Annotated in this window: 2 protein-coding genes; one reads left to right on the forward strand and one right to left on the reverse strand. The window is 42.6% G+C overall.

Annotated elements, in window-relative coordinates; genetic code table 11:
* Positions 1-432 (reverse strand): DJ-1/PfpI family protein (locus A3756_RS02150; protein ID WP_197481111.1); only part of this gene is annotated, 432 nt, incomplete at its 3' end.
* Between the two features lie 130 nt (positions 433-562).
* On the opposite strand from A3756_RS02150, the gene A3756_RS02155 reads away from it, so the two are divergent.
* On the forward strand, positions 563-862 hold a 300-nt coding region (locus A3756_RS02155; RefSeq protein ID WP_197481112.1), incomplete at its 3' end, for an acyl-CoA dehydrogenase family protein.

The following is an 862-nucleotide window of genomic DNA, read 5'->3' on the forward strand; positions in this document are numbered from 1 at the left end:
CTGTGCAAACTGCTCGACGAAGCCCCAATGCGTCGTCGCTTTTTTGTGATCTAACATGCCTGTGTCGGCAAGCAGAAAAGCGCCGGTACAATTACATGCGATATCGCAGCCACCTTCATATAGTTTTCTGATCCATGGGAGTGCTGCTTTATTTAAAGCCAGTGTCTGAGCAATATCGCCAGCGATGGTCGGTATGACAAGCAGGTCACTTGAACTGATTTCTTCAATGGTTTTATGCGCATTGATTTCAATATTATTAGCACACCGAATTTTACCACCGTTTAAGCTAGCAATTTCGACATTGAATTGTCTGGATAGCTTATCTCCATGAATGTAATTCCAAGTAACGCCAACCGAAGCGAGTAAATCTGCCATACCGATAATTGCTGTAGCAAAGGCGTAATCAAACCCGAGAATGGTGACTTGCTTCATTGTTGTGTATCCAAGAATACTGGTGGCATAAACGGCATAGTTTAAGTCATAAAAGCCAGTTATGTAATCCCTCTCGATATGAGACAGTGATAGGTAAATAACCTATTCATCATTAAGAGGCTTGTAAGGCATGGAAACCGATTTATTAAATGAAAGAGACGTTCAGTTTCAGTTGTATGAAGTGCTTGAAACCGCCGCACTTACTGAGCGCGCTCGTTTTAATGAACATAATGTTGAAACCTTTAATGCAGCGATCTCTACAGCAAGACAAATTGCTGAGGATAAGTTTGCTAACCATAATGCCAAACTAGATTGTAATGAGCCCAGTTTTGATGGTGCGAAGGTAAGCATTCTGCCAGAGGTAAAAGAGGCCTTTGATGCGTTGGCTGAAGCAGGCTTTCTTGCAGGGCGAGATGACTACGAGTTAGGT

Source organism: Oleiphilus sp. HI0086 (assembly GCF_001635225.1).